Genomic DNA, 19,875 nt, shown 5'->3' on the forward strand with positions numbered 1-19,875 from the left:
TTAGGTATTTTGAAGTGTTTATATGTGGTGGGTGGTTACTTGGCTAGATACCAGTAACCCTCGCCATTATTTGTAAAGGGCGGCGATGCTTTCTTTTTTGTTACAACTGGATTAATTACCCAAATAGGATTTTATAATAATTATTAAGAAGAGTTTAGATGCTTTAGAAGTGTTTATATGTGGTGGGTGATACTGGACTTGAACCAGTGACCCTCGCCTTGTAAGGGCGATGCTCTCCCAACTGAGCTAATCACCCACATATAATAGGTATGACTTTATCAATTTAACGTTTTGTATAATTTGGTGGGTGATACTGGACTTGAACCAGTGACCCTCGCCTTGTAAGGGCGATGCTCTCCCAACTGAGCTAATCACCCAAATTATATATTTAATATGCACCATTCTTAGAATGGTGGGTCGTACTGGACTTGAACCAGTGACCCTCGCCTTGTAAGGGCGATGCTCTCCCAACTGAGCTAACGACCCATATTAAATTTTAAAACGCGACTATTAATATAATAATAGGCTTTATATGTGGTGGGTGATACTGGACTTGAACCAGTGACCCTCGCCTTGTAAGGGCGATGCTCTCCCAACTGAGCTAATCACCCACATATAAATTAAAACGCTACTATTAAAATAAATAGTACTGGACTTTAACCAGTGAACCTCGCCGTTACTTGGAAGTAGCGGTAATGCTCTCTTTTTCTAGCTGAGTAATGACCCATTTAGATTTGTGTAATATGCACCATTCTAAGAATGGTGGGTCGTACTGGACTTGAACCAGTGACCCTCGCCTTGTAAGGGCGATGCTCTCCCAACTGAGCTAACGACCCATATTACATGCTACTACCTGTATAGATAGTACTGGACTTTAACCAGTGAACTTCGCCATCTTTTATAAAAAGCGGTGATGCTCTCTTTTCTTGTAACTGAGCTAACGACCCATATTACAATTTTAAAACGCGACTATTAATATAATAATAGATTTATATGTGGTGGGTGATACTGGACTTGAACCAGTGACCCTCGCCTTGTAAGGGCGATGCTCTCCCAACTGAGCTAATCACCCACATATAAATTAAAACGCTACTATTAAATAATAGTACTGGACTTTAACCAGTGAACCTCACCTTCTTTTATTTAAAGCAGTGACGCTCTCTTTTCTAACTGAGCTAACAACTCATATAGAATTTTAGATGTGTACACTTAATAAAGTGGTGGGTGATACTGGACTTGAACCAGTGACCCTCGCCTTGTAAGGGCGATGCTCTCCCAACTGAGCTAATCACCCACATCTAAACAACATTACATTGCTGCGTTGTTGTGGGGCGCTATTATAGATAGAGTTGCAAATGTGTCAACACTTGAATGATAAAAATGTGCTGAATGAAGGTTTTATAAACAGTGCAGGGTGGTTGGCGTTTACTTTATCATCAAATTTAAGTTGTTAGGGTAAATTAACAGCTGAATCTGAACTAAGTGACTGCCTTATTTTTACTTACAATAAAAAGCATTGCTTAAATAAGCTAATAAAAGGCGATGTTGAAATTGATACAGTAAGCGTGACGTTTTATCAAAAAGAAGATTTATGACTATATAAGGTTTTAAATTATTGAACTGGTATACGGTACTTTTTAAAAGGTACGAACACGTTAAAGGGCATAAGCAGTTATCTGTATTGCCATTAGTGCGAATAAACTTTAATTAACGCCATGGGTTTTGGCACAATGACAACAAAAAAGAGCCTATTACCCAAACTGGAACATAGTGTTTAAAAACAGCACGAATTACTTGCTAGCACTTTTAACGACGGCTTAATTCACTTCAATTTTTATATGTGTGTACAAGCAACTTAAAAAGGGAAGGGTTGAGCATTTAATAATAAGGTTATCGAATAGAGCCCTCGCATTTTAATAACACACTTAAATGCGGGGTTTAGCCTTGGTTTTAGTACTTTTTTAACCCCAACTCAATTTGCATATAAATGTATACCTTTTATGTTAAACATTATTACTTCATCAACGAGGTATAAATAGATAATTAACCTGTTTATAGTACTGTGAGATGAAGTACAGGCCAAATTTTGTCGAAATTGTATTTTTTTGCATGTCTGATAGCCAGTTTGTTGAAAATTAAACCATTTAAATAAAGTGGCATAAAAAACTGTTGACTTTATTTTGGGGGGTGCATAGAATGCGCCCCGCACTCAGCGATACACAACGTGTTAAACACGTTAGGTATTAAAAGGTTTGGGGCTATAGCTCAGCTGGGAGAGCGCTTCGCTGGCAGCGAAGAGGTCTGCGGTTCGATCCCGCATAGCTCCACCAAATCTTTGTGCATGTCCTAGGGTAGCAGTTTTCTGTGTCCCCATCGTCTAGAGGCCTAGGACACCGCCCTTTCACGGCGGTAACAGGGGTTCGAATCCCCTTGGGGACGCCATCTAACAAATAGTTAGGCGTGGTTTTACCAAGAGAATAGCGTAACACTTAAAGCTCGAGTCTTTATGTGTATTAAACGTATTACCTTAGCACCTCATGATATGAGTTAAACTTATCAATTGTCCTAGTGACACTTTTTAGTGTCCCCATCGTCTAGAGGCCTAGGACACCGCCCTTTCACGGCGGTAACAGGGGTTCGAATCCCCTTGGGGACGCCACTTACTATTTATAGTAGGGTAGTGTTATTAAAAACTCGTCTGAAACGAGTCAAACCATTCAGTTGTCCTAGTGACACTTTTTAGTGTCCCCATCGTCTAGAGGCCTAGGACACCGCCCTTTCACGGCGGTAACAGGGGTTCGAATCCCCTTGGGGACGCCACTTACTATTTATAGTAGGGTAGTGTTATTAAAAACTCGTCTGAAACGAGTCAAACCATTCAGTTGTCCTAGTGACACTTTTTAGTGTCCCCATCGTCTAGAGGCCTAGGACACCGCCCTTTCACGGCGGTAACAGGGGTTCGAATCCCCTTGGGGACGCCACTTACTATTTATAGTAGGGTAGTGTTATTAAAAACTCGTCTGAAACGAGTCAAACCATTCAGTTGTCCTAGTGACACTTTTTAGTGTCCCCATCGTCTAGAGGCCTAGGACACCGCCCTTTCACGGCGGTAACAGGGGTTCGAATCCCCTTGGGGACGCCACTTACTATTTATAGTAGGGTAGTGTTATTAAAAACTCGTCTGAAACGAGTCAAACCATTCAGTTGTCCTAGTGACACTTTTTAGTGTCCCCATCGTCTAGAGGCCTAGGACACCGCCCTTTCACGGCGGTAACAGGGGTTCGAATCCCCTTGGGGACGCCACTTACTATTTATAGTAGGGTAGTGTTATTAAAAACTCGCCTGAAACGAGTCAAACCATTCAGTTGTCCTAGTGACACAGAAAACGTTTTTGAGAAGATAATGCCATTCGCCTCGCAGGCTCGGTCTCATCTTACTTAGAAATAGCAAATCAGTGATTTGCAAAGCAATTTCTGCGTCCCCATCGTCTAGAGGCCTAGGACACCGCCCTTTCACGGCGGTAACAGGGGTTCGAATCCCCTTGGGGACGCCACTTACTATTTTAGGTGATGTATAAAGCAGTGTGACACCGCACTCTCTATGCACGACGTTATCAAGAGTACTAATCTATTGAGACGCCACTTACTATTTTAGTAGTGTATAAAGCTATAACTTCCTCAGCGCTATCCAGCGCATTAATTTCTACCGTTTATCCGTTAAAATTTTAGTTTTACACTTTTAATTTTCTTCAATATCTAAAAACCTATCTATTTAATTAATAATCACCTACGTATAATTTCTTTGGTTTTCAAGACCGATCCGCAATAATAATTATTCATTTACAGTGATAAATATTTTTGCTAGCTGCGTTAAAAATACATACTTATAACTGCATGTGTAGATAAAATGGATAGCACAACTAAATTACAAATTACTCTTAACCATATTTATTCATCCTTTAAATAGCTCAATCAATAAAGCCTGTACAAAATATTCAGCATTTATAAAGCGCTGTGCTGCTAACCTTTTAGCTTAATTTCTTATTATTAGGAGTTAATTATGGCAAGTGGTTGGGCGCGTGATGGCGCAATTCAAGATCAAATCGATGCAAGTGTTAACGACGCAGTGCAATATGCAAGGCAAAATTTAATCTCAGGCGCGAGTGCTGAATTCTGTGATGAGTGTGATTGTGAAATACCACAGGCACGCAGGTTAGCGCTGCCAGGTGTTAGGCACTGTGTGGCGTGTCAAAGTGAGCTTGAGGCTAAAGGCAAGGGCGTTGCTGGCGTAAACCGCCGAGCAAGTAAAGATAGCCAATTAAGGTAAAGGTGCGACTAGGCACCTTTTCGATAGACTTATTGCCTAGTTAGCTTTGTTTTTCTTTTTCTGAATAAGCTCAATTGAATAGCCATCAGGGTCTTTCACAAAAGCAATTTCTGTTGTGCCACCTTTTACTGGCCCCGGTTCTCGACTGACGTTTCCACCAGCGGCCTTTATGTCGTCACATGCCTTGTATATATCGTCAAATTCAATAGCTATATGGCCATATGCATTACCAAGATCGTAGCTATTTTCATCCCAATTATAAGTAAGCTCTAATACAGTATTACTATCCTCTTCACCATACCCTACAAAAGCTAATGTATAACGGTACTCTTCGTTGTCAGAACGGCGTAATTCTTTCATTCCTAAAATCTGTGTATAAAAAGAAAGTGACTTTTCTAAGTCGGCTACACGCAACATTGTGTGTAATAAACGCATTTAGGTTACCTCTGTGAGTTTAAATTTAAATAGGTGTGGAGCATAGCGTCTTTATGGGGTATCCATAACCGCATTGCAAAGGCCAGAGCCTGCCATATACCTAGGGGCTTATTTTACCTCAACTGTGAACAATAAGTTTATATTAACCAGCTATTTGCGCACTCATTGCGTCAAATTTACGTGCAATAAGCCTAGTTATTGCCGCGCAAGTGGCTTTGCCTTCACTGAAAACCTCGGCTTGTGAAATAAATTAAAATATCAGTACGATTTAATACGTAAGTAAACTTCTTAACCTGAGTTCGGGCAATTTAAGCTAAATGTGGACAAGGCTCGGCATTTACAACCACGCATTGCCATAATATTAGCACACTAAATTAGTGGTTTTACCAACAATGGGTTAGTGCACAATGTAATTATAGCCACGCTATTTATACGAGTTTATAAAGTTGTTGCACTTATTGGTCAACCTATTTTTTATTAAGCTCTAACCAAAGAAGGGGAAAGTGCGTGGAATTAATTTGATTTTCATACTACCTATAACTAATTGTTTATTATTGTTATTTTGTTGATTTGAAATAAATTGTAAATTACCTTGGTTTACAAAGTTAACTTATTGGTTGACAAGATTGGTGTATGGTAATACAGTTTTTACATACCAATTGGTAAGTTGCTTGGTTTTAGCTTCTCCAAGGTATTAATAAATAATCGAAGCAATGCTAAGCATAACGAAATAAATACGTAACCGGTCAACAATATACAGCGTGTAATCACTCTGTTTTTATTCGCTCAAATGGTAATAACGCGGCGGGTTACCTATTCAAACGAACATGCTCAGGGTTACTTTAGCAAATTGAATTAAACGACACAGCGTACCTATTTATGGGGTAAATCATTACTCGTACTCATAAAAGCACGCGCCATCATATTTAGGAGTTATTCATGTCTAAACCAGTAATCGGTTTTATCGGCCTTGGCTTAATGGGCGGCAATATGGCCGAAAACTTACAGAACAAAGGCTATGAGCTTATTGTTATGGATTTAAACAAAGATGCGGTTGCTGCATGCGTTAGCAGAGGCGCAAAAACAGCAAGCACTGCAAAAGAGCTTGCACAAGGTGCAGACATAATTATGTTTTGTTTAACAACATCAGCAGTTGTTGAAAAAATTGTGTACGCAGAAGATGGCATTTTAGCGGGTATTAAAGAAGGCGCGGTATTAATTGATTTTGGTACATCAATTCCTTCATCTACTAAAAAAATTGGTGCTGATCTAGCCGCTAAAGGCGCAGGCATGATTGACGCACCACTAGGGCGTACTCCAGCCCATGCTAAAGACGGCCTATTAAATATTATGGCAGCGGGCGATATTGACACCTTCAATAAAGTTAAACCTGTACTTGAAGATCAAGGCGAAAACGTATTTCACCTAGGTGAGTTAGGCGCAGGGCATACAACTAAGTTAATCAATAACTTTATGGGTATGACCACAGTATGTGCTATGTCACAAGCGTTTGCTGTAGCAGACAAAGCCGGTGTAGACCGCCAGCAACTATTTGACATTATGTCGACAGGGCCTTCTAGCTCTCCATTTATGCAATTTTGTAAAAACTACGCGGTAGACAATGTAAGCGACCTTGGTTTTTCAATTGCCAATGCAAACAAAGATTTAGGCTACTTCCTACAAATGGTTTCAGACCTTGGGACTGAATCAAAAATTGCTGAAGGTTCATCTGCTAACTTACAAGCGGCATTTGATGCAGGTATGGGGCAAGGCAACGTACCAGAAATTTTTGATTACTTTAAAACTCTAGAAAAGTAATACCGACAACATTGGGTGCTTTAACGTAGTTAAAGCACCAAAACACACACAACATCAATTGGCTAGATTTAACCTGCTTTGTGCAATGAGTGCAGCATTACTATTGATAAGGCATTACTTCCGGTCACACTGAAAAAGAGTTATCTATGCGTTTAATTAATATAATAAAGCTTAGCCTAGTTCTTATTGGGTGCACATCCACACAATTGGCAGCCAAAGATTATTTTGTAGACACTAAACAAGCTTTTCAAGAAATCTCTGACAAACTCGTTGCCGGCGATAAAATAACTCTCAAAGACGGTACGTGGTCTAATTTCGAAATTTTATTACAAGGCCAAGGAACCAAAAACGCCCCTATAAAGCTTACAGCGCAAACCAAGGGTAACGTTATTTTATCAGGGCAATCTAATTTAAGACTGGCGGGTTCGTATTTAGAAGTGTCAGGGCTTGTATTTAAAAATGGTTATACGCCTAGCTCAGCCGTTATTGAATTTCGTAAAAATAAAGATGAGCTTGCTACTCACTCCCGCGTAACACAAGTCGTTATCGATAACTACAATAACCCCGATAAACGAGAATCAGACTATTGGGTGGCTCTATATGGTAAACACAATCGTTTTGATCACAGCCACTTAGTAGGTAAACGTAACAAAGGCGTTACGATTGCTGTAAGGCTTAATAGTGAGCAAAGCCAACAAAACCACCATCAAATTGATCATAACTTTTTTGGCTATCGTCCTACTTTTGGATCTAACGGCGGTGAAACACTGCGTATTGGTACTAGCCACTATTCATTAAGTGATTCATTTACCGTAGTTGAAAACAACTACTTTGAACGTACTAACGGCGAAGTAGAAATAATCTCGGTTAAATCAGGGAAAAACCAAATCCGCAATAATGTGTTTTTTGAATCTCGCGGCACACTAACGCTGCGCCATGGTAATGGCAATATTATACAAGAGAACGTTTTTTTTGGTAACGGTGTGGATCACACCGGTGGCATTCGCATCATTAATAAAAACCAAACAGTAAAAAATAACTACTTAGAAGGTTTAACAGGCTACCGCTTTGGGAGTGGTTTTACGGTTATGAACGGCGTACCTAACTCACCAATAAATCGCTACCATCAGGTAGAAAACGCGACAATTGAAAACAATACCTATGTAAATGTGCGTCATATACAACTTGGCGCAGGTAGCGATAGCGAGCGTAGCGCTGCACCAATTAATAGCGTAATGAAAAATAACCTTATTATTAATCAAAATGGCGAGCAACCTTTTACAACCTTTGATGATGTAAGCGGTATTAAATTTAGCAAAAATGTAGCTAATACCCAGGTATTAAAAGAGTTAAATTACGGTGTTAAACAGCAAAATGTAACACTAACCAGAGCTAGTAACGGTTTACTGTATCCTGAATCAAGCAAAATTAGTGCAGGTGCTAAACGCGGTTTAAAGGTGCTAAAAAAGGCCGATACCGGCGTTAGCTGGTATCCAAAAACAGAGCAAGTTGTGGCATTTGATACGGGTAAAACTCACCAGGTTAAAGCAACTGCAGATGCCTTACTTAACGCAATCAATGCAGCCCAAACGGGTGATGTATTAGAGCTTGCAGATGGTCAATACGATGTATCTAAACTCGTTAAAATAACAAAAGTGCTTACCCTTAAGGCTAAACATACTGGCAAAGCTAAGCTGACCTACCAACGCTCCACCTTATTCGAAATTCATGACGGCGGTAGCTTAAAGCTAGATGGTTTAGTTATCTCGGGTGAAAACGCACCTGATGCCATTAATAATAGTGTGGTACGTACTAAAAAGTGGGGCATGGTTGATAACTACCGCTTTGAAATACACAACTCACAATTAACTAATCTTGATATTAATCACTCATTTCACTTTTTTGTAACGGGTAAAGGGGCGATGGCAGATGAAATCACGTTAGTAAATAACACCTTTAAAAATGTGACTGGCGATATTTTACGTCTCGATACCGAAATAGAAGACTTAGGTATTTATAACGCAGAGTATGTAACACTTAAAAGCAATACCTTTAATGAGGTAGCCGGTGGCGTCGTTAAGTTATACCGAGGTGGAAGTGATGAAAGCACCTTTGGTCCGCATTTATTAATGACCAATAACACCCTAACTAAAGTAGGTTTAGGTAAGCGCAACAAGGCGCAAGCGAGTGTGTATGCGCACGGTGTACAAGTAACAAATATTGCAAGCAACGTATTTGAAAAATCGGCACCGATTAAAATTGAGCACACGGTTGGTGAGCCAATAACAGCCATTACAGATAACACCTTTGATGCAACTCAAGCGCCAAACGTAAAAGAGTTACGTGTAGCGGGCCCGCACACGGCAACGATTAAAAATAACAACGTTTTAAATAAGGTGAACTAACAATGATGAATTTAACCCAAAATAAGTCATTATTTAAAACGCTGGGTGTTACTGTAAGTGCCTTAGTTTTATCGATAAACGCCTACGCAGCGCATCCAAATTTGGTAATAACCAATGATGATGTACAGCAAATGCGCCAATCAATTAGCAACAACGAACAGGGCAAGTTTGCCAACGCATTTGCAGCGCTTAAGGCACAAGTGGATGAGCAAATTAAAAGCCCTATAACAGTGCCTGTACCAAAAGACGGTGGGGGAGGCTATACCCACGAACGACACAAAAAAAATTATCAGCTTATGTATAACGCCGGTGTTATTTATCAGCTAAGCCAAGAGGATAAATACGCTCATTACGTACGTGATATGTTGCTTGAGTATGCCAAATTATACCCAACACTTGATGTACACCCTAAGCGCAAAGTTAAGTCGCAAAACCCAGGTAAACTATTTTGGCAAAGCCTTAATGAGGCCATGTGGCTGGTTTATACCATTCAAGCATACGATTTAGTGCATGATGCGTTAAGCGCCGCTAATATTAAAACCATTGAAAATGACTTACTGCGCCCAGTATCGTTATTTTTATCACAAGGCCAGCCATCAACCTTTAACAAAGTACATAACCATGGTACGTGGGCTACAGCCGGTGTAGGCATGGCAGGGTATGTATTAGATGAACCTGAGTGGGTCGAAAAGTCTCTTTACGATTTAGATAAATCGGGCGAGGGTGGCTTTATTAAGCAGCTAGACATGCTGTTTTCGCCACAGGGCTATTACAACGAAGGTCCTTATTATCAACGCTTTGCACTACTTCCGTTTGTTACCTTTGCTAAAGCAATTGAAAACAACGAACCGCAGCGAGACATTTTTGAATATCGCGATGGCATATTACTTAAAGCCATTGATACCACTATTCAGCTAAGCTATAACGGTTTGTTTTTCCCGATAAACGATGCAATTAAAAGTAAAGGTATAGACACAATAGAGCTGGTACACGGTGTAACAGCCGCTTATGGTTTAACACACGATACTGGTTACTTAGATATAGCCAAAAAGCAAAATCAAATAATACTCTCTGGCGATGGCCTAAAGGTGGCTCAAGCACTGGATAAAAATAAGCAAACTCCTTATGTATTTAAATCGGTAGCATTTGGCGATGGTAACGATGGCGAGCAAGGGGCGTTGGTAGTAATGCGTACGCAAACTGGTGGCGACCAAGCACTTTTATTTAAACCTGCTGCACAGGGTTTAGGGCATGGACATTTTGATAAATTAACATGGCAGTTTTACGATCATGGCAATGAAATTGTATCTGATTATGGCGCTGCACGTTTTTTAAATGTTGAGGCTAAATACGGCGGCCGTTACCTACCAGAAAACGAAACTTACGCAAAACATTCCGTGGCACATAATACGGTTGTGATTGATGAAACCTCGCATTTTAATGCAAATGTTAAAGTGGGTAATAACAATCATCCTACGCTTAATTTCTTTGAAACAAACCAATACGGAACGGTGTCAAGTGGGCAAATAAGCACCGCTTACAAAGGTGTTGAGCTTGAACGCACGTTAGCGTTAATTAATTTACCTATGCTTGAAAGCACGCTTGCAGTTGATATTTTTAATGTGACTGCAGATTCCTCCCATAAAATTGATTTACCACTGCATTACAAAGGCCAATTAATTGATACCAGCTTTGAGTTACTTGGTAACACCAAAAGCTTAGCTGCGCTGGGTGATAAAAATGGTTATCAACATTTATGGTTAAAAGCACAGGCGCAACCAGATGAAGGCCTAGCAAAGGTAACGTGGTTAAACGACAACGGCCGTTTTTATACACAAACTAGCCTAGTGAAAGGGGATGAGTCTTTCTTATTTACGCAAATAGGGGCAAACGATCCACACTTTAATCTTCGTAACGAAAATGGCTATATTCGCCGTGTAGAAGGTAAAAAACAGCATAAATTTATTTCAGTACTTGAGCCTCACGGTGAATACAACCCAAGTAAAGAATATACCCTAGAGGCTGTTAGCCGTGTATCGTCACTTAAGTATGGCGCGCAAGAGCACTTAGACCTAATTGAAGTTAAAGTAAAAAATAATACCTATTTGGTTGCTATCAACAAAGCCGATAAAGCAGCTAAACACACATTCACATATCAAAATAAAGCATTCACCTTAAATGGCCGCCTTGGCGTTTATGCGATGAAGAATAATCAGGAGTAAACAGGATGCAAAAGCAAAGTGCACACTTTTCATTTGGTAACGAAACCGAGATTGAAGATTTAGGTAATGGCTTAAAACGCCAAATGCTTGGCTATAACGAAGAGCTAATGGCCGTGAAAATTTGGTTCTCAGAAGGGGCTATTGGTTATAACCATGCGCACAGGCACTCGCAAGTAACGTATGTGGTTGAGGGTGAGTTTCACTTTAACATTGATGGCGTAACTAAAATCTTAAAAGCGGGTGATAGCTGTTTTATTCCTCCTTTTGCTGATCACGGTGCAACGTGCCCAACTGGCGGTATACTGATTGATACCTTTAGCCCAGCTCGCGAAGACTTTCTTGAGGAATAACCTATGAAAATTCAAGGCTTACGCTGGTGGGTTATAGTGCTAATTGCACTTGCTACCATTATTAACTACATAGACCGTCAAGCGCTTAGCGTTTTATGGCCAGACATTGTGGAAGAAATGTTCCCTGATGAATCTGCGTTAGAGCGTAAACAAATTTACGCTAATATTTCTATAGTATTCGTATTTGCTTATGCATTTGGCCAAGCTATTTTTGGCAAAATTTTTGACTGGGTTGGCACGCGTTTAGGTTTTGTGCTTTCAATTGGTGTGTGGTCATTAGCCACTGTTGCCCATGCTTTTGCACAAGGGGTGCTTAGTTTAAGTATTTTCCGTGCAATTTTAGGTGTAGCCGAAGCTGGTAACTGGCCCGGTGCAGCTAAAGGTAATGCCGAGTGGTTTCCAACAAAAGAGCGTGCTTTAGCGCAAGGTATATTTAATTCTGGCGCAGCCATTGGTGGCATTATTGCTATCCCGCTTATTGCTTATTTAACCGTGTACTTTAGCTGGCAAATGGTGTTTGTATTTGTTGGTGCCTTAGGTTTTTTATGGTTAGTTCCTTGGATTATATTGGTAAAAGCGCCTCCAGGCTCTCACCCTTGGATAAGTGAAGAAGAGCGTGAGTACATTCTTACCGGACAAAGACGCGTTGATGATAACGGCGATGTAACAAGCGATGACGAAGAAGAATATAACCCGTCTACAGGCGAGTTACTCTCTCGTAAGCAAAGCTGGGGCGTAATTATAGCCTCTGCAGCTATCGACCCTATTTGGTGGTTATTTGTTTTTTGGATACCAATTTACTTAAACGAAGTGTATGGCATGGATGTTAAATCGATTGGTATTTATGGCTGGGTTCCCTATGTAGGCGCTATGTTTGGTGCTTGGTTTGGTGGCTTACTTGCCCAAAACCGCCTCAAAGCAGGCTGGAATACCGATAAAACGCGTAAGCTGACCATCACATTAGGGTGTTTAATTATGTTGCCGGCGCTGCTTGCAATGGCAAACCCAGGCGAGCCGGTAATTGCGGTACTTATTATGGCTGTTATTTTATTTGGTTTTCAAACCGCCATTGGTAACGTGCAAACCTTACCAAGCGACTTACTGGGTAAAAAAGCGGTAGGTACGTTGTCGGGCTTCTCTGGAATGGCCGCTAAATTAGGTGCTGTAGGCCTTACGTCATTGGTACCTATTTTAACAGCGGACGGTAATTATACACCGGCGTTTGTGATAGGCGCGTCTTTAGCGATTATTGCAATGGCAGCTGTATGGATTTTAATTCCAAAAATTGAACCATTGAAAAAGCCTAACTAATTTGTTGGCAATGGCTGTGTTTCTCACAGCCATTTACTACCTAAGGTAAGTGATAATAATGAAAAATATTTACTTTATTGGCGAGTGCATGATTGAGTTAAGAGCGACTGTTCCCTCTACATTGCATCAGTCATTTGCAGGTGACGTATACAATTCGGCAGTTTACTTAAAGCGTTGTTTCCCACAAATCACCACCTCAGTTATTACCGCTTTAGGGGAAGATAACTTAAGTAAAAAAATGCGTGAGCGTTTTGCAAGTGAGCAATTAAATACAGACTATGTATTTGCTCATAGCAGTAAAGTCCCAGGTATGTATTACATAGAAACGGACGAGCAAGGCGAGCGCAGTTTTATTTATTGGCGGGATGATTCAGCAGCCAAAAAGGTGGTTGAATTTATCAGCCCTGAGCTTGTTAAGCAGCTGTCATCGGGTGATATGTTTTTCTTTTCGGGTATTTCTTTAGCCGTAATAGAAGAGCAAGCAAGAGCGCAGTTTTGGGACATAGTGAAGCAACTTAAAGCCGCGGGTGTAAAAATAGTATTTGACCCAAATTACCGTGCGCGACTTTGGGATAACGTGGAGCAAACTAAAGCGCAATACCATAGTGCATTTAGCCTAGCCGATATTACGTTACCCGGCGTTGAAGACTTAGAAACGCTTTACAACGTGCAAAGTGTAGAAGCGGTAATTGATTATTTGGCTCCGTACAATATTAACGAAATTATAGTAAAAAACGGCCCCGATTCGGTCATTACAAAAGAGGCTAATACAGTGCAAAGCCACAGTATTACGCCGGTTAAAAACGTTATCGATACAACCTCCGCAGGCGATGCCTTTAACGGCGTGTATTTAGGAGCGCGCTTAGGTGGGCGCCCAATTAGCGAAGCGGTTAAGCTGGGCGCGCAGGCTGCCGGCGCTGTTATTCAGCAACCCGGTGCTATTGCACCAAAAGATGTTTTTCAACAAGCCATGGCCAAATCAGGTCTCTAACTGGCTAATTTACTCAATTTATAACACTAAGTAGCACGATTACTTAAAATAAGGGAAATAACGCATGACTCGCTTTTCTGAACTAATGGCAGGGCAAACTCTGCTACCTATAATTCAAGCAGACACGCCAGAGCAAGGTGTAAACATTGCTAAAGCAATGGCAGAGGCAGGCCTAACTTTGGTAGAAGTTGTTCTTAGAACAGATGCATCAATTGATGCGCTTAAAGCCATTAAAGAACAGGTTCCACAGCTAAAAGTGGGCGCAGGCACCGTTATTAACGAAACAATTTTAAAGCAAGCGCTAGAAGCAGGCTCAGATTTTATAGTTACTCCCGCTGTATCGCCTACACTATTAAGTGAGCTGGTTAAGTGTAACGTGCCAGTATTGCCAGGTGTATCAAATACCGGCGATATATTAATGGCGCTTGAGTATGGTTTTGAAGAGCAAAAACTCTTTCCTGCTTCACTTGCTGGTGGTGCGCCGTTTGTCTCTGCTGTCTCATCTGTATTTCGTGCAGTGAGCTTTTGCCCGACCGGCGGTGTAAGCGAAAAAAATAAAATGGATTACTTGTCGTTAAACAATGTATTTGCAGTAGGCGGTACCTGGGTTGCTAAAAAAGAATGGGTAACGCAGGGTAATTGGCAAGCCATTACAGACTCTTGTATCGAGGCTTTAAAATAGCAAGGAGCAAAAAATGAATTATTTAGCCCCAACCATTGCACCAGGCGTTGTTGTTGGCGATGAAGTAAGCGAAGTGTATAAACACGCACGAACGCATCAGTATGCATTGCCTGCTGTAAACGTGGTGAGCACATCGTCAATTAATGCCACTTTAGAGGCCGCAAAAAAAATGAAGTCGCCGGTCATTATTCAACTATCTAATGGGGGAGCGCAGTTTTTTTGTGGTAAAGGTTTAGCACTAGAGGGCCAGCAATCTGCCGTTGTTGGGGCAATAAGTGCTGCACAGTATGTGCATAACGTGGCGAAGCACTATGGCGTTGCTGTCATGCTGCACACAGATCACGCAGCAAAAAAACTACTGCCCTGGATTGATGGTTTATTAGATGAAGGCGAAAAGTATTTTGCACAAACAGGCAAGCCGCTTTTTTCATCGCACATGATAGACCTGTCAGAAGAGCCACTGGAAGAAAATATAGAAATTTGTGAGCGTTATTTAGCGCGTATGGCAAAAATAGGCATGACACTTGAAATAGAGCTCGGGTGTACCGGCGGAGAAGAAGACGGGGTTGATAACTCGCACCTCGACAGCTCTGCGCTATACACTCAACCAGAAGATGTAGCCTACGCCTATGAGCGACTTAGTAAAATAAGCCCTAATTTTATCATTGCTGCTTCTTTTGGTAACGTCCACGGCGTATACAAGCCTGGCAATGTGGTATTAACACCTACCATATTACGCGACTCGCAAGCCTATGTAGCTGAAAAATTTAATTTAGAGCATAACGCTATTAATTTTGTATTTCACGGTGGGAGTGGCTCTGAGCACAGTAAAATTGCTGAGTCGCTAACCTACGGGGTGGTAAAAATGAACATTGATACCGACACCCAATGGGCGAGTTGGAACGGGGTATTAAACTACTACCAAGAAAAACAAGACTACTTGCAAGGCCAAATTGGTAACCCTGATGGCGAAGATAAACCCAATAAAAAATACTATGATCCACGTGTGTGGTTACGTCAGTCGGAGCAGCATATGGTGGCTCGCCTGATCCAATGTTTTGACGACCTTAATTGTGTGAACAGGTATAGCGCATGAAAAGACTGAATAAAGTATTAAAGCAAGATGGGGTTGAAACCGACCTTATTATGTTAATTCGCACGCTATTAGCAACCACAAAAGAAATAGCGTTTAGAGTAAGCCAAGGTGAGCTTGCGGGTGTTTTAGGCTCTACCCTTAACGAAAATATCCAGGGCGAGGTGCAAAAAAAGTTAGATGTCATTGCCAATCAACTGTTAAAAGATACCTTAATTGATGATGATCTTGTAAAAACAGTGGCATCTGAAGAAGAAGATAATGCAGTAGGCGCCCACCCTGATGGTAAATATATTGTGGCATTTGATCCCCTTGATGGGTCATCAAACATTGATGTTAACGGGCAAATAGGCACTATTTTTACCATTTACCCAGCAAAAGCAGATGTGCCCTACGATAGTGATGAGCAATTTAATCAACCCGGTACTAACCAGGTTTGTGCAGGCTACGTGCTGTATGGGCCATCGTCGTTACTAGTAATGAGTACAGGTGGGCCAACCCGCTGTTATACACACGATTTAACCCACGGTGGCTTTTTGCTTACAAAACCAGAGCTTGCAGTACCGAGTAAAAGCCGTGAGTTCTCGGTTAATATGGCAAATTACCGATACTGGGATGAAGCAACACAAGTTTACTTTGATAAATTACTGTATACATCAGAAGAATTTGCTAAAAGCTCAATTCGCTATAATGCAGCCATGGTTGGCGATGTGCACCGAATTTTATGCCGTGGCGGGGTATTTATGTACCCGCAAGATACGCGCGCGGGTAATGAAAACGGTAAAATACGTTTACTTTACGAAGCTAACCCACTGGCAATGCTCACTGAAAACGCAGGCGGTATAGCCACCTCTAAAGGTATGCGTATTTTAGATATTCAGCCCGATGAGCTGCATCAGCGTGTGCCTGTTATTTTAGGCTCTAGTGAACCTGTGACTTACTTTAATTCTACGGTTTATTAAACCTGACTAAGGCCTCAGTACAAAAGGGCGGTTATTGTCCCCTAACGCCTTTTAAATAAAACGTATGCCGCTGCTGACTAATAGTGAGTTAAACGCAGTGGCTACGTTATTTACACACCAAAAATTCATATCTATAGGCTATTACAGCTAAAGCTTTATGCCTGTATTTTCCACTCCTCCATTCTTTATGTCCTTATCGCGCTACGTATTAATTCAGAGTAATTCTTTAGGTAAAACCAATTGTTCATAAAGGTTGCTTGTTTATCTATTCGTGAAATTAATATTGGTAATAACGCTGTGTTATTAGGTATAGACGTAAGTTAACTTTCAGTTAATAAAATATGATGAATTTTGAACGAATATAGTGGTAAAAGTGTTTTTATTATGCTTATATTACCAAGTTGGTTAACAATGAAGCGTAAAAATAAAATAATTTGGTAATAACACACTGGGTATTTGGTAAATCACACATAACATCTGCTAAATACTAAACCACACAATTAAGGAGAATAGAGCCATGATGAAATTAAAACATTTTGCATTATGTGCTGTTGCAGCTGCCATTATAGGTTGTGACACGGATTCAAATAATAATAACAACACATTGGGCTCTATTGCTCTATCAGGCACAGCGTTAACGGGCGAAACATTGTCGACCAGCGTAAATGATGCCGATGGTATTTCTGGCGAAGTAAGCTACTACTGGTACGCCGACGGACAAGTTATAAGTGGCGCTAATGACGCAACTTTTACATTAACAGATGAGCAAATTGGTTTTGCAATTACAGCACAAGCACTTTATACAGATGACAGTGGTGTTAATGAGTCACATTTAAGTGAGCCCACCGATGAAGTGTCAGCTATTCCTTTTGCGGCCACGGTAGAAATTAACGGTGATGCAATTATAGGTAATGAACTAAGTGCTAATGTAGCGGATGAAAATGGTTTTGATCCGGCGCTTGTAGCATATACATGGTTTGCAGATGATGTTGAAATTGCCGATGAAACCTTAGCAACCTACACTATTACCGAATCGCAACTAGGTAAAGTTATAACCGTAAATGCAGCATTTGAAGATAGCAGAGGCTTTGCAGAGTCAGCTACATCAACTGCCACAGCGCCAGTAGAGCGTGCAAATTCAGAAGGGTCGGTGGCTATTGTTGGCACACCTACGGTGGGTAATACACTTACAGCCGAAATAACAGATGAAGATGGCGCAAGCGGCACAATTACTTACCAGTGGTTTGCTGATGAGGTTGCAATTAGTGGTGCTACGCAAAGCACTTACGTTGTAGATGAGTCATTATTAGGGCAATTTATTACCGTGCAGGTTACCTACACGGACGATCACGGTTTTACCGAAGACAACCTTTCTGAGGCAACCATTGCTGTTTCTGCAGAGGCTGTAGATGAAGCGGGTAGTATCACCATCTCAGGGGCTACGCCATATTTAGTGACTAGCGAATTAACCGCTGAAATTAGCGATAACAATGGGGTAGATGAGCAAAACGTTACCTACACTTGGCTTGCTGATGGCGTAGCAATTGCCGATACCAACAGCAAAACATTTACGCCAACTAATCAAGCTGGCGCGATTATATCGGTCACTGCGAGTTATACCGATAACGATGGCTTTTCAAGCACAATTACGGGCGCCGCCGATACAGTTGTGTACACGCAAGTGATAAGCGATGCGGATGCGCTATTAGGTGCTATTAATGCAGGGCTTGGTGATGGCGATGTGCTTGGTTTAAATACCGGTGTATATGCCGATCTTGATGCCATTATGCTAACCAGCGCAGCAACACTTAAAGCTGTTGAAGGACAAAGCCCGGTAATTAGTGGCGAGCTTTGTATTCATGTAGCCAGTGGGGTTGATGCCGCGGGTATTGAAGGCCTTACATTTAAAAATATTGATACTAAATCGGGTGGCTTTTGTGAAACCGAAGAAGATGCCGTTATTTATTCTGAGGGTGACAACTTCACATTTACACAAAATACTATCGATGGTGAAGCAGAGACGTTAAATAATTCTACCTACCATTGGTTAATGCTTAAAGGCGACGCCGCAATGGTTGAGCGTAATACCTTTGCCAACCGCGATAAAGCAGAAAATGGTTCGGTGATCAAAATGTCTTCATCGAGCACTAACCACGTTATTCAATATAACCTTTTCACAGGTACCAGCAGCAACCCAAATTTTGGTAATTCTAGCCTGCACTTAATTAACGCAGGTAGTACAACAGGTACAGGCTCTGCTGATGATGCAAACTTTACTATTCAATATAACCGAGTAGAAAACTTTGTTACAGGCCGACGCTTAATGCGCGTACAAACCTCTGGCGCGACGATTAAAGGCAATACCATTTTAAATCCTAATGGCGGTATTTCGCTTGAAGATGGTGGATTTAATACGGTATCAGACAACATTATTATTCGTACCACTGATATTGCAAGTTCAAGCGATCGTCCTGCCGGCGTGCTAGTTACGCCTTTAGGCCACACTGTAAGCAATAACTACATCGCTGGTATTCGTTCTGGTAATAAAGAAGCCGGTGGTATTGTATTTACCGCTAACCCATTTTCACAAGCTGATGGCGGGGTGCCAAATGGAGGTAACCAAGCTGTGCTTGATGGCGCAGGCGACTTTACCCTTAATGTGACTAATAATACGGTACTTAACTCACAGCAACCATTTGTATTTAGTACAGAAATAGGTTCAAAGGCACCTGTTGGAGATTGTGATGAGCTTACCGCAGAAAATGCACCTGTACTGTATGGTTTAACTAAAAATGCGTTTGAAATTAACTTCAACGGTAATTTAAATGCTAATGGGGTGGGCGATCAAACTGATGAAGACACCATTGAAAGCAGCGCGCTTGTTTATGGTTTCTTTTACCCTAACGAGCTGTCGAGCGATCACTCTTTTGAATACGACTGTGACCTAATTAACCATACTGAATCACTGTTCTCTAACAGCTTTGGCTTTAGTGACAGTTATGAGTCGGGCGATGCGAGCGACCTTTGGGTTGATATTAGAAACGTAAATGGCAATGGTGAATACGACACCGATGGCGCTATTGACCAAAACCCAGAAGCAAATGGTAAAGAAATCCCAGAGTTTGTCACTGCTACAAGTACGCTGCTTGAGACTGACTCAAATGGAGCACAAGCCTTAGCAGGTGCAAGAAACTTATACTACATCCAAAGCACTGATGTAGGTGCAGGCTCTACGTGGGTGGCACAAGATGAATAAGCCCACACTGCACATTATTAATAC

The 19,875-nt window shown here is 41.2% G+C and carries 12 protein-coding genes and 15 tRNA genes; 19 read left to right on the top strand and 8 right to left on the bottom strand.

The window, feature by feature from the left end; all coding sequences use genetic code 11:
* Positions 1-180: 180 nt before the first annotated feature.
* From SJY38_RS04335 to SJY38_RS04365, 7 genes are all read right to left on the bottom strand, one after another.
* Positions 181-256 (bottom strand) — tRNA-Val (locus tag SJY38_RS04335).
* A 45-nt stretch (positions 257-301) separates the two neighbouring features.
* Positions 302-377: transfer RNA gene (locus SJY38_RS04340), tRNA-Val, on the bottom strand.
* Between the two features lie 33 nt (positions 378-410).
* Positions 411-486 (bottom strand) — tRNA-Val (locus SJY38_RS04345).
* Between the two features lie 49 nt (positions 487-535).
* Positions 536-611, bottom strand: a tRNA-Val gene (locus SJY38_RS04350).
* A 149-nt stretch (positions 612-760) separates the two neighbouring features.
* Positions 761-836, bottom strand: a tRNA-Val gene (locus tag SJY38_RS04355).
* Positions 837-996: 160 nt separating this feature from the next.
* A tRNA-Val gene (locus SJY38_RS04360) sits at positions 997-1,072 on the bottom strand.
* 146 nt (positions 1,073-1,218) lie between these two features.
* Positions 1,219-1,294 (bottom strand) — tRNA-Val (locus SJY38_RS04365).
* Positions 1,295-2,254: 960 nt separating this feature from the next.
* Here SJY38_RS04365 and SJY38_RS04370 point away from each other — a divergent pair.
* The 9 genes from SJY38_RS04370 (at position 2,255) to SJY38_RS04410 (ending at position 4,326) form a co-directional block, all read left to right on the top strand.
* Positions 2,255-2,330 (top strand) — tRNA-Ala (locus SJY38_RS04370).
* Positions 2,331-2,366: 36 nt separating this feature from the next.
* Positions 2,367-2,442 (top strand) — tRNA-Glu (locus tag SJY38_RS04375).
* 141 nt (positions 2,443-2,583) lie between these two features.
* Positions 2,584-2,659 (top strand) — tRNA-Glu (locus SJY38_RS04380).
* Positions 2,660-2,744: 85 nt separating this feature from the next.
* A tRNA-Glu gene (locus SJY38_RS04385) sits at positions 2,745-2,820 on the top strand.
* Between the two features lie 85 nt (positions 2,821-2,905).
* Positions 2,906-2,981, top strand: a tRNA-Glu gene (locus SJY38_RS04390).
* Between the two features lie 85 nt (positions 2,982-3,066).
* Positions 3,067-3,142 (top strand) — tRNA-Glu (locus tag SJY38_RS04395).
* 85 nt (positions 3,143-3,227) lie between these two features.
* Positions 3,228-3,303: transfer RNA gene (locus SJY38_RS04400), tRNA-Glu, on the top strand.
* A gap of 174 nt (positions 3,304-3,477) precedes the next feature.
* A tRNA-Glu gene (locus SJY38_RS04405) sits at positions 3,478-3,553 on the top strand.
* 506 nt (positions 3,554-4,059) lie between these two features.
* The gene (locus SJY38_RS04410; protein WP_024034161.1) at positions 4,060-4,326 is read left to right on the top strand and encodes a DksA/TraR family C4-type zinc finger protein; all 267 of its coding nucleotides are present in this window, start codon (positions 4,060-4,062) and stop codon (positions 4,324-4,326) included.
* A 36-nt stretch (positions 4,327-4,362) separates the two neighbouring features.
* Here the strand turns inward: SJY38_RS04410 and gloA are convergent, their stop codons facing one another.
* Entirely contained in the window at positions 4,363-4,761 is a 399-nt protein-coding gene (gloA, locus tag SJY38_RS04415; RefSeq protein WP_286744597.1) for a lactoylglutathione lyase, read from the bottom strand.
* Positions 4,762-5,700: 939 nt separating this feature from the next.
* Between gloA and SJY38_RS04420 the strand changes: the two genes are divergently transcribed.
* From SJY38_RS04420 to SJY38_RS04465, 10 genes are all read left to right on the top strand, one after another.
* On the top strand, positions 5,701-6,579 hold the full coding sequence (locus SJY38_RS04420) for an NAD(P)-dependent oxidoreductase (protein ID WP_024034160.1): 879 nt from the start codon (positions 5,701-5,703) through the stop codon (positions 6,577-6,579).
* A gap of 146 nt (positions 6,580-6,725) precedes the next feature.
* Positions 6,726-8,984: a chondroitinase-B domain-containing protein gene (locus tag SJY38_RS04425; RefSeq protein WP_286744593.1), complete on the top strand. Its 2,259-nt coding sequence runs from the start codon at positions 6,726-6,728 to the stop codon at positions 8,982-8,984.
* Between the two features lie 2 nt (positions 8,985-8,986).
* A complete protein-coding gene (locus tag SJY38_RS04430) occupies positions 8,987-11,206 on the top strand; it encodes a heparinase II/III family protein (protein ID WP_377109331.1) in 2,220 nt (739 codons plus the stop codon).
* A gap of 5 nt (positions 11,207-11,211) precedes the next feature.
* Positions 11,212-11,556, top strand: coding sequence for a cupin domain-containing protein (locus SJY38_RS04435; RefSeq protein WP_004589273.1), 345 nt, complete (start codon positions 11,212-11,214; stop codon positions 11,554-11,556).
* 3 nt (positions 11,557-11,559) lie between these two features.
* The gene (locus tag SJY38_RS04440; RefSeq protein WP_055020381.1) at positions 11,560-12,867 is read left to right on the top strand and encodes an MFS transporter; all 1,308 of its coding nucleotides are present in this window, start codon (positions 11,560-11,562) and stop codon (positions 12,865-12,867) included.
* Positions 12,868-12,925: 58 nt separating this feature from the next.
* Positions 12,926-13,858 (top strand): sugar kinase, encoded by a 933-nt coding sequence (locus SJY38_RS04445; protein ID WP_286744589.1) that lies wholly within the window; start codon positions 12,926-12,928, stop codon positions 13,856-13,858.
* A gap of 64 nt (positions 13,859-13,922) precedes the next feature.
* Complete coding sequence (gene eda / locus SJY38_RS04450; RefSeq protein ID WP_024034155.1) at positions 13,923-14,540, top strand: bifunctional 4-hydroxy-2-oxoglutarate aldolase/2-dehydro-3-deoxy-phosphogluconate aldolase; 618 nt, start codon at positions 13,923-13,925, stop codon at positions 14,538-14,540.
* 13 nt (positions 14,541-14,553) lie between these two features.
* Positions 14,554-15,636: a class II fructose-bisphosphate aldolase gene (gene fbaA, locus SJY38_RS04455; protein ID WP_054983428.1), complete on the top strand. Its 1,083-nt coding sequence runs from the start codon at positions 14,554-14,556 to the stop codon at positions 15,634-15,636.
* Positions 15,633-16,595: a class 1 fructose-bisphosphatase gene (locus SJY38_RS04460; protein WP_029772406.1), complete on the top strand. Its 963-nt coding sequence runs from the start codon at positions 15,633-15,635 to the stop codon at positions 16,593-16,595. Before fbaA ends, SJY38_RS04460 begins: the two co-directional genes overlap by 4 nt.
* Before the next feature lie 520 nt (positions 16,596-17,115).
* Positions 17,116-19,851 carry a poly(beta-D-mannuronate) lyase gene (locus SJY38_RS04465; protein ID WP_286744600.1) on the top strand — a complete coding sequence of 912 codons (2,736 nt, stop codon included), beginning with the start codon at positions 17,116-17,118 and terminating at the stop codon, positions 19,849-19,851.
* Positions 19,852-19,875 lie beyond the last annotated feature (24 nt).

This window comes from Pseudoalteromonas sp. R86517 (assembly GCF_042466295.1).
GTDB lineage: Bacteria > Pseudomonadota > Gammaproteobacteria > Enterobacterales > Alteromonadaceae > Pseudoalteromonas > Pseudoalteromonas atlantica.

What these genes read in the sequence shown, in the direction of transcription:
- SJY38_RS04410 (WP_024034161.1), top strand. Translation starts at nt 4,060, where the DNA reads ATGGCAAGTGGTTGGGCGCGTGATGGCGCAATTCAAGATCAAATCGAT.
- gloA (WP_286744597.1), bottom strand. Translation starts at nt 4,761, where the DNA reads ATGCGTTTATTACACACAATGTTGCGTGTAGCCGACTTAGAAAAGTCA.
- SJY38_RS04420 (WP_024034160.1), top strand. Translation starts at nt 5,701, where the DNA reads ATGTCTAAACCAGTAATCGGTTTTATCGGCCTTGGCTTAATGGGCGGC.
- SJY38_RS04425 (WP_286744593.1), top strand. Translation starts at nt 6,726, where the DNA reads ATGCGTTTAATTAATATAATAAAGCTTAGCCTAGTTCTTATTGGGTGC.
- SJY38_RS04430 (WP_377109331.1), top strand. Translation starts at nt 8,987, where the DNA reads ATGATGAATTTAACCCAAAATAAGTCATTATTTAAAACGCTGGGTGTT.
- SJY38_RS04435 (WP_004589273.1), top strand. Translation starts at nt 11,212, where the DNA reads ATGCAAAAGCAAAGTGCACACTTTTCATTTGGTAACGAAACCGAGATT.
- SJY38_RS04440 (WP_055020381.1), top strand. Translation starts at nt 11,560, where the DNA reads ATGAAAATTCAAGGCTTACGCTGGTGGGTTATAGTGCTAATTGCACTT.
- SJY38_RS04445 (WP_286744589.1), top strand. Translation starts at nt 12,926, where the DNA reads ATGAAAAATATTTACTTTATTGGCGAGTGCATGATTGAGTTAAGAGCG.
- eda (WP_024034155.1), top strand. Translation starts at nt 13,923, where the DNA reads ATGACTCGCTTTTCTGAACTAATGGCAGGGCAAACTCTGCTACCTATA.
- fbaA (WP_054983428.1), top strand. Translation starts at nt 14,554, where the DNA reads ATGAATTATTTAGCCCCAACCATTGCACCAGGCGTTGTTGTTGGCGAT.
- SJY38_RS04460 (WP_029772406.1), top strand. Translation starts at nt 15,633, where the DNA reads ATGAAAAGACTGAATAAAGTATTAAAGCAAGATGGGGTTGAAACCGAC.
- SJY38_RS04465 (WP_286744600.1), top strand. Translation starts at nt 17,116, where the DNA reads ATGAAATTAAAACATTTTGCATTATGTGCTGTTGCAGCTGCCATTATA.